Origin of the sequence: Methylobacterium sp. E-045, from assembly GCF_022829685.1 — a bacterium.
GTDB lineage: Bacteria > Pseudomonadota > Alphaproteobacteria > Rhizobiales > Beijerinckiaceae > Methylobacterium.
The window spans coordinates 123,846-131,232 of record NZ_JAKSYE010000028.1; the positions used below are offsets into that span (position 1 = coordinate 123,846).

The 7,387-nt window shown below is 69.9% G+C and carries 7 protein-coding genes and 2 pseudogenes; 6 read left to right on the forward strand and 3 right to left on the reverse strand.

Going from position 1 to position 7,387, the window contains the following annotated elements:
• The first annotated feature begins 1 nt into the window (after position 1).
• The 5 genes from MKK51_RS03395 to MKK51_RS03415 are packed head-to-tail and all read left to right on the forward strand — an operon-like array spanning position 2 to position 5,091.
• Positions 2–868: a branched-chain amino acid ABC transporter permease gene (locus tag MKK51_RS03395; RefSeq protein ID WP_243974958.1), complete on the forward strand. Its 867-nt coding sequence runs from the start codon at positions 2–4 to the stop codon at positions 866–868.
• Positions 865–1,935 carry an ABC transporter permease subunit gene (locus MKK51_RS03400; protein WP_243974959.1) on the forward strand — a complete coding sequence of 357 codons (1,071 nt, stop codon included), beginning with the start codon at positions 865–867 and terminating at the stop codon, positions 1,933–1,935. Before MKK51_RS03395 ends, MKK51_RS03400 begins: the two co-directional genes overlap by 4 nt.
• On the forward strand, positions 1,932–2,699 hold the full coding sequence (locus MKK51_RS03405; RefSeq protein WP_243974960.1) for an ATP-binding cassette domain-containing protein: 768 nt from the start codon (positions 1,932–1,934) through the stop codon (positions 2,697–2,699). The genes MKK51_RS03400 and MKK51_RS03405 overlap by 4 nt, the downstream gene beginning before the upstream one ends.
• A gap of 8 nt (positions 2,700–2,707) precedes the next feature.
• Positions 2,708–3,478 carry an ABC transporter ATP-binding protein gene (locus tag MKK51_RS03410; RefSeq protein WP_243974962.1) on the forward strand — a complete coding sequence of 257 codons (771 nt, stop codon included), beginning with the start codon at positions 2,708–2,710 and terminating at the stop codon, positions 3,476–3,478.
• A 56-nt stretch (positions 3,479–3,534) separates the two neighbouring features.
• Positions 3,535–5,091: an amidase gene (locus MKK51_RS03415; protein WP_243974964.1), complete on the forward strand. Its 1,557-nt coding sequence runs from the start codon at positions 3,535–3,537 to the stop codon at positions 5,089–5,091.
• 33 nt (positions 5,092–5,124) lie between these two features.
• Here MKK51_RS03415 and MKK51_RS03420 read toward each other — a convergent pair whose 3' ends face one another.
• From MKK51_RS03420 to MKK51_RS03430, 3 genes and pseudogenes are all read right to left on the reverse strand, one after another.
• On the reverse strand, positions 5,125–5,898 hold the full coding sequence (locus tag MKK51_RS03420) for an MOSC domain-containing protein (protein WP_243974965.1): 774 nt from the start codon (positions 5,896–5,898) through the stop codon (positions 5,125–5,127).
• A 111-nt stretch (positions 5,899–6,009) separates the two neighbouring features.
• Positions 6,010–6,573 carry a YcxB family protein gene (locus MKK51_RS03425; RefSeq protein ID WP_243974966.1) on the reverse strand — a complete coding sequence of 188 codons (564 nt, stop codon included), beginning with the start codon at positions 6,571–6,573 and terminating at the stop codon, positions 6,010–6,012.
• A gap of 218 nt (positions 6,574–6,791) precedes the next feature.
• A pseudogene (locus MKK51_RS03430) lies at positions 6,792–7,007 on the reverse strand (porin); the annotation flags it as partial.
• On the opposite strand from MKK51_RS03430, the pseudogene MKK51_RS03435 reads away from it, so the two are divergent.
• Positions 6,999–7,346 (forward strand): annotated as a pseudogene (locus tag MKK51_RS03435) (carbohydrate porin); the annotation flags it as partial. The pseudogenes MKK51_RS03430 and MKK51_RS03435 sit on opposite strands and share 9 nt — an antisense overlap.
• Positions 7,347–7,387 lie beyond the last annotated feature (41 nt).

Genomic DNA, 7,387 nt, shown 5'->3' on the forward strand with positions numbered 1-7,387 from the left:
CATGGATCTCGCGGGGCTTCTGACCTTCAACGTCCTCACCGGCATCGCCACCCTGGTCCTGATCACCCTCGGTCTTGGGGTGATCTACGGCATGATGCGCATCATCAACCTGGCGCATGGCGAGTTCATGATGCTCGGCGCCTACACCGCCGTGATGGCGAACGGCGCCGGGGTGAACATCTGGATCGCCATGCTCGTCCTGCCGCCCCTGGTGGTGGGGGCGGTGGGGCTGGTCCTCGAACGCACCGTCATCCGCTTCCTCTACGGGCGGATGATGGACACCATGCTGGCGACCTGGGGCATCAGCCTCGGGCTGATCGGCCTCATCACCACCGTCTACGGCAACGTCGTGCGGGGCGTCTCGACCCCCGTGGGCAGTTTCGAGATCGGCCGCTACGGCGCCAGCCTCTACAGCCTCGTCATCGTCGCCACGGCGCTTGCCGCCCTCACGGGCATGTTCCTCCTCCTGCGCATGACGAAGTTCGGGCTGATCCTGCGCGCCACCATGCAGAACCCGCGCATGGCCGCCGCCATGGGCGTCTCCCCCGACCGCATCTACATGGCGACCTTCGGCCTCGGCGCGGCTCTGGCGGGCCTCGCCGGCGGCGTGCTCGCCCCGATCTCGGGCGTCTCCCCCTCCATGGGGGCGGCCTACATCTCCCGCGCCTTCATCACCGTGCTCGGCGGCGGGCCGGCCATCGTCACCGGGACCGGCCTCGCCTCGTCGGTGTTCGGCGTCATCAACGAGCTGGTCTCGTTCAGGACCACGCCCGTCATCGGCGACGTCGCCCTCCTCGTCGCAGCCATCCTGCTGATCCGCGTGCTGCCCCAGGGCATCACCGGCCGCTACCTGAGGCGCAGCCTATGAACCCCGTCGCCCGTCGCTCCGCCCTGGGGTTCCTCGTCACCCTCGGCGTGATGGTCGCCATCCTGTTCGGGGCGCCGCACGCCCTCGACACGTTCGGCCTCGTCCAGGCCACGGGCTTTGCCGCCCTGGCCATGTTCGCCCTGAGCCAGGGCTTCATCTGGGGCTATGGCGGCGTGATGTCCTTCGGGCAGGCCGCCTTCCTCGGGCTCGGCGGCTACGCCTACGCCGTCTCCGTCATCAACATGGGCGACAGCACGCTGCCGATCCTCATCGCCATCCTGGTGCCGACCCTGTTCGCGGGGCTGCTCGGCTACTTCATGTTCTACGGCCGGATCTCGGACGCCTATATCGGCGTCATCACCCTGACCGTCTCGGTGATCCTGTTCCAGCTCGTGAACACCACCTCCGGCAGCCAGTACCGGATCGGCGAAGCGGAACTCGGCGGGTTCAACGGCATCCCGGCGATCCCGGCCCTGAACAAGCTCGGAGATGCGGGCAACCCGCTCGACAACGACGGCATCTGGTACGCCGCCATGGGGGCTCTGATCCTGGTCTACGCCACCTTGCGCTGGGTGCTGGCCAGCCGCTTCGGCCGCGTCGTGGTGGCGATCCGCGAGAACGAGACGAGAGCCCAGCTCATCGGCTACGACCCGCGCCTCTACAAGCTCCTCGCCTTCATGATCTCGGGCGCCGTCGCCGGGCTCGCGGGCTGCCTCTACGCCAATTGGGGCGGCTTCATCAGCCCCACCGTGTTCGGCCTGTCCATGTCGGCGCAGGTGATCATCTTCGTGCTCGTCGGCGGCCTCGGCACCCTCGTCGGGCCGATGCTCGGCGCGGTGCTGATCCAGTGGCTCATCATCGAGGCCGGATCGCAGAGCGTCGTCGATTCCAATCTCGGCCTCGGCATCGTGCTGGTCGCCTTCGTCCTCCTGATCCCGCAGGGGCTCCTGCCGGTGGTGAGGAACCTGCTGATGCGCCTTCCCGACCTCGTCGCGAAGGGCCGCCCGGCCAGGGACGGGGCGTCCGACCCCGTCCGGGACGCAGGGCCCGCGGAGGTCCGTCCATGAACGAGACCATGACCACGACGCATCCGGCACCGGCCGAGAACGCCCCGCTCCGCCCCCTCGTCGAGGCCAGGGGCGTCACCATGCGCTTCGGCGGGGTGACGGCGGTGGGCAATGTCGACTTCACCCTCGGCGAGGTGGAGCTGCGCTGCCTCATCGGCCCCAACGGCGCGGGCAAGAGCACCTTCTTCAAGATGCTCACCGGGCAGTTGACGCCCACCGAGGGCCGCATCCGCTTCCGCGACACGGACATCACCGGGGCCGAGCCGCACCGGATCGCGAGGCTCGGGGTCGGCATCAAGACTCAGGTGCCCAACGTCTTCAACGGCCTGTCGGTGCGCGAGAACGTCTTCGTGGCGGCGGGACGGCGCAAGTCCATCGCCCGGACGCGGTCCATCGTCGACGAGACGCTGACCCGGCTCCAGCTCACGGCCATCGCCGAACGCAATGTCGGCCAGCTCGCCCACGGCCAGCGCCAATGGGTCGAGATCGCCACCGTCCTCGCCCAGGAACCGGAACTCATCCTCCTCGACGAGCCCGCCGCCGGCATGACCCATGACGAGGTCCACCGCACCGCCGAGCTCATCCGCGAGATCAACCGCACCCATGCCCTCATCGTGGTGGAGCACGACATGCCCTTCATCCGGATGATCGCCAGGACCGTCACCGTGTTCAACCAGGGCCGCATCCTGATGGAGGACAGCGTGGAGCGGGTACTGGCCGACCAGCGCGTCCGCGACGTCTATCTCGGCAAGCAGGCCGCATGAGCCGCCCGATGAACGCGATCGACCCGCTCCCGCTCACGTCCGGCTCGACTGCCGTCGCCACGGCGGCACGGCCCGCGCTCCTGTCCGTCGAGGGCCTGCATTCCGGCTACGGCCGCATCCCGATCCTCGGCGGCGTCTCGCTCACCGTGGGGGAGGGCGAGTTCGTGGGCATCCTCGGCCATAACGGGATGGGCAAGACGACCCTGCTGCGCACCCTGATGGGCTACCTGCCCGTCACCGCCGGCCGCATCCGCCTCGGGGGCGAAGACATCGCCCGGCGCTCGCCCACGGCGCGGGCGCGGCTCGGCATGGGCTTCGTGCCGCAAGGTCGGGAGATCTTCGCCACCCTGAGCGTGCGCGAGAACCTACGCATGGGCTGCCTCCTCTCCGACAGGGACGAGGACGAGACCATCGCGGACAGCCTCGCCGTCTTCCCCCGGCTGAAGGCCTATCTCGACCGGCCGGGCGGGGCACTCTCGGGGGGCGAGCAGCAATTGCTGGCGCTGGCCCGCTGCCTCTGCGGCAATCCCCGCATCCTCCTCCTCGACGAGCCGACGGAGGGGATCCAGCCCTCGATCATCGAGGAGATCATCGAGACGCTGCAGGCCATCGGCCGGGCGCGCGGCCTGACGATCCTCCTCGTGGAGCAGAACCTGACGTTCATCGCCGGCCTCTCCGAGCGGGTGCTGATCCTGCAGAAGGGCGTCGTCACCCGCGAGATCCCGCCCGAGATCGCCCGTGACCGGGCGATGATCGAGGAATTCGTCGGCATGGAATGAGGCCGCCGGCCCCATCCCGTACGCCCTTTCCCTTCCCACCAAGGAGACATCCCGCGATGGCCGCCGCCCCGACCGCAAACCCCGACCTCGACATCGTCGAGATGACCCTGGCCGACGTGGCCGACGCCTTCGCCAGCGGCGTCACCTCGGAGGCGCTGACCCTGGCCTTCCTCGACCGGATCGCCGCCTACAACCCGCATTACAACGCCATCATCGTCATGAACCCGCAGGCGCTGGACGACGCCCGCGCCATCGACGCACGTCGCGCCGCCGGCGAAGCGCTGGGACCGCTGGCCGGTGTCCCCGTGGTCATCAAGGACCCGATGGACATGGCCGGGCTGCCGACCACGGCGGGCTGGCGCTTCCTCAGCGCCAAGGCCGGCGGCGTCGACCTGATCCCCGAGACCGATTCCCCCGTGGTGGCACGGATGCGGGCGGCCGGCTGCGTCATGCTCGGCAAGACCAACGTCCCCGTCCTCAGCGCCACCGGCAGCCACGCCAACGACAGCTGGGCCGGACCGACCCTGAATTCGGCGGCGCCCGATTGCCTGCCGGGCGGCAGCAGCGCCGGCACGGCGACCGCGGTGGGCGCCAGCCTCGCGGTGCTCGGCCTCGCCGAGGAGACCGGCGGCTCGATCCAGAACCCGGCCTCGGCGCAGGGGTTGGTGGGCATCAAGCCGACCTTCGCCCTCGTCCCCAATGCCGGCGTCGTGCCCCTGGCCGGCAGCACCCGCGACGTGGTCGGCCCCATCGCCCGCTGCGTGCGCGACGCGGCGCTGACCCTCGACGTGCTGGCCGGCTACACCGCCGCCGATCCGAAGACCGTGGCGGGCATCGGCCGGCGGCCCAAGGGCGGCTACACCTCGAAGCTCGACAGGAACGCCCTCCAGGGCAAGCGCCTCGGCCTGTTCGGCCCCGGCTGGCGCGACCTGCCGCTCTCGGCGGAGGCGACGGAGCTCTATGCGCGGGCGCAGGGCGAGATCGCGGCCTGCGGCGCGACCCTGGTCGCCGATCCCTTCGCCGGCACGGGCTTCGCGGCGCTCGCCGAACCCACCGAGGGCCTGAACTATTTCGATGCCCGCGGCATGGAATCGGTGCCCTACGACCTGCATCTCTACCTGCAGCGCCTCGGGTCCAGCGCGGCGCTCCGCAGCGTCCCGGCCTTCGCCGCGGCGACCGCGGAGGAGGATGCGTTCGGCCCCACGGGCGTGCTGCGCTACCTGCACCAGTATCCGGTCTTCGAGGCGATCCTCGCCGACCCGACGCGCCCGCCCGACCTGTCGGACTTCCTCGCTCTCAGAGAGGCTTACCTCGACATCTTCAACCAGGTCATGGACGAGCATGGTCTCGACGGACTGATCTTCCCGCAGATGCGGGATGAACTTCCGCCCCTGCATGGCGGCCTCGCCATCAACGAGACCACGGTCTGCGAGATCAACATCGCCGGCCTGCCCGGCATAACGCTGCCGGCCGGAGCCTATGCGAGCGGCTCGCCGTTCAACCTGATCTTCGTGGGCCGGATGTGGAGCGAGGCCGACCTCCTCGGCTACGCCTATGCCTTCGAGGCGGCCACCGGCTACCGCAAGGCGCCGAGCCTGGTAACGCCAGGCTGAGGACGGAGGCCTCCCACAAAAGGGAGGCCCCCCTCAGCCGAGGGCGACGCGATCCGCCGTGGCGATCGTGCCGCCCTCCACGACCTCGAGATAGATCCCGAGGTCCACATGCCCGAAATGCCGCTGGATCGCCTTGGGCAGGTTGGCGTCGCGCTCCGCGGTCTTCGGATTGACGTTGACGGCGCCGCAGCGCGGCGTGCGGGCGAGGCCGCGCAGGCGCACCGGGCCGATGCTCACCTCGTGCCCCACCCAGTCGAGCTCCTGCCACGGCTCCAGCCCGTCGAGATGGATGTTGGCGCGAAAGCGCAGGGGATCGAGCTCCCGCCCCGTCGCCTCGGAGAGCGCCCGCACCGAGGCGAGGTTCACCACCGAGATCGCGCGCATCATCACCGGCGACAGCACGCTGGCATCGGTGAATTTGTGGTTCTCGGCTCGCACGAGGCGGGGCCGCCCGCGCGTCTCCTCGCCGAGATAAGCGGCGAAGAAGTCCTCCGTCCCGGTGCGCCCGGCCTCCGTGGACAGGTCGGCGGCGAACACCTCCTCCCCGTCGCGCCGGATCGTCAGGCGGCCGCTCGCGGGGTCGAGCCGCGTCGCCAGGGCCGCCAGGGCCGTGTTGTTGCGCAGCATCAGGAAGAAGCCCTTGTCCAGGGGCTCCGGCTTCTCCGGGTCGAACCGGGTCGTCCCGAGAGCCAGGGCGTATTCCCGGTCATGGGCGAGCCCCGCCTCGGGGGTGACGTGCAGGCACGCGAGCGCCTCGGCCGACAGACCCTTGATCGGATAGCGGTAGAGGGCGTCGACGGCGGGCATGGCGGGTTCCTCGAGGATCTTCCCCCTCGTGCCGGGGGCGGGTGCGATGCGCCATACGCTGTTTTGCGCAGGGTCGCCGGCGCGGTCCCGCCGCCTCGGCGACGGCGCGGATCACACGTGTGGCGCGGCGGCCCGGTCCGGCCGCGCCGCCGCCATATGGGCGTCGATCGCCGCCAGATCGTCGGGGGACAAGACCCGGCCGGGGATCGGCACGAACACCGCCGGTCCCAGCATCAGGAGCGTCATCTCCGAGGAGGACAGGCGGGACGTGAACGCGCTCCAGACATAGCGCGTCTCCCCCTGCGAGGTGGCGATGGTGAAGGCCTCGGGCGCGATGACCGCCCGCCAGGGATGCCGGAACCGCGCGTCCCGCCGCACCGCCATGCGGGCCTGCCAGGGGATCAGCACCCGGGAGATCGCGTGGGGCGCAAGGAGCGCGACCAGGACGACGATGATGACCCAGCTGACGAGGCCGACGGGACCGTTCTGGACGAAACCGAAGACCAGCATCATGGCCGCGCAGCCGATCATGAACAGGCGCAGGCGCGGTTGTCTCATCTGAGCCCGGAACGTCGCGCGACGCGCCTCGACGAGGTCGGCCTGCAGAACCTCGTAGACTAGGTCCGTCCTGTGTCCTGCACCCGGCACGGGCCGGGACGAGGTGGCTTCGACCATGACGGGACCTGACATCGGAACGGCGGGATGCGCGCAACGCCGAGGTTCTGCCGCGACGGGACCGATGGTTCAACCCGCCGCGTCCGCCGTCTGCCTTCCCCCGGCGTGCCGGCGCCCCGGAACGGAAACGGATCCGCCGCCGATCTGCAGGACCGGCGGCGGATCCGTAAGCCCTGTCGTCGGCCCCGAGACGCCTTGCGGCGTCTCGGGAGGGGGCTTCAGCCCGGCGCGAGGCCCAGCAGCGTGCCGAGGGGAACGACGAGGGTGAAACCGCCGTAGAACCCGTCCTTGGCGCGGCGGGCGGTGTAGGGGTTCCAGTACGAGTTCGGGTTGACGACGTACTGGACCACCGGCTCGAGCACGACCCCTGCGCCGAGGTCGAAATGGGCGTTGACCTCGAACACGAACTTGTCGCGCGAATAGGGTTCGCCGGCCTGTTGCTGCAGGCGCCCGACCAGAGCCGGCCCAACGACAGCTACGGCATCAAAGCCAACTGGCAGCGGCTGAACCAGAACTATGCCGACTTCCTCTCGGATGCGAACTTCATCTCGGGCGGCACCGGCGAACCCTATTCGCGCGACAAGTTCGTGTTCGAGGTCAACACCCATTTCGACCTCGGCGCAGGGTTAGTGCTCGAGCCGGTGGTCCAGTACGTCGTCAACCCGAACTCGTACTGGAACCCCTACACCGCCCGCCGCGCGAAGGACGGGTTCTACGGCGGTTTCACCCTCGTCGTTCCCGTCGGCACTCCGCTGGGCCTCGCGCCGGGCTGAAGCCCCCTCCCGAGACGCCGCAAGGGTGCTAGGGGCCGACC

Bases quoted from the DNA above. Each gene is read 5' to 3' on its own strand.
- MKK51_RS03395 (WP_243974958.1), top strand. From the start codon at position 2: ATGGATCTCGCGGGGCTTCTGACCTTCAACGTCCTCACCGGCATCGCC.
- MKK51_RS03405 (WP_243974960.1), top strand. From the start codon at position 1,932: ATGAACGAGACCATGACCACGACGCATCCGGCACCGGCCGAGAACGCC.
- MKK51_RS03420 (WP_243974965.1), bottom strand. From the start codon at position 5,898: ATGCCCGCCGTCGACGCCCTCTACCGCTATCCGATCAAGGGTCTGTCG.
- MKK51_RS03425 (WP_243974966.1), bottom strand. From the start codon at position 6,573: ATGGTCGAAGCCACCTCGTCCCGGCCCGTGCCGGGTGCAGGACACAGG.
- MKK51_RS03400 (WP_243974959.1), top strand. From the start codon at position 865: ATGAACCCCGTCGCCCGTCGCTCCGCCCTGGGGTTCCTCGTCACCCTC.
- MKK51_RS03410 (WP_243974962.1), top strand. From the start codon at position 2,708: ATGAACGCGATCGACCCGCTCCCGCTCACGTCCGGCTCGACTGCCGTC.
- MKK51_RS03415 (WP_243974964.1), top strand. From the start codon at position 3,535: ATGGCCGCCGCCCCGACCGCAAACCCCGACCTCGACATCGTCGAGATG.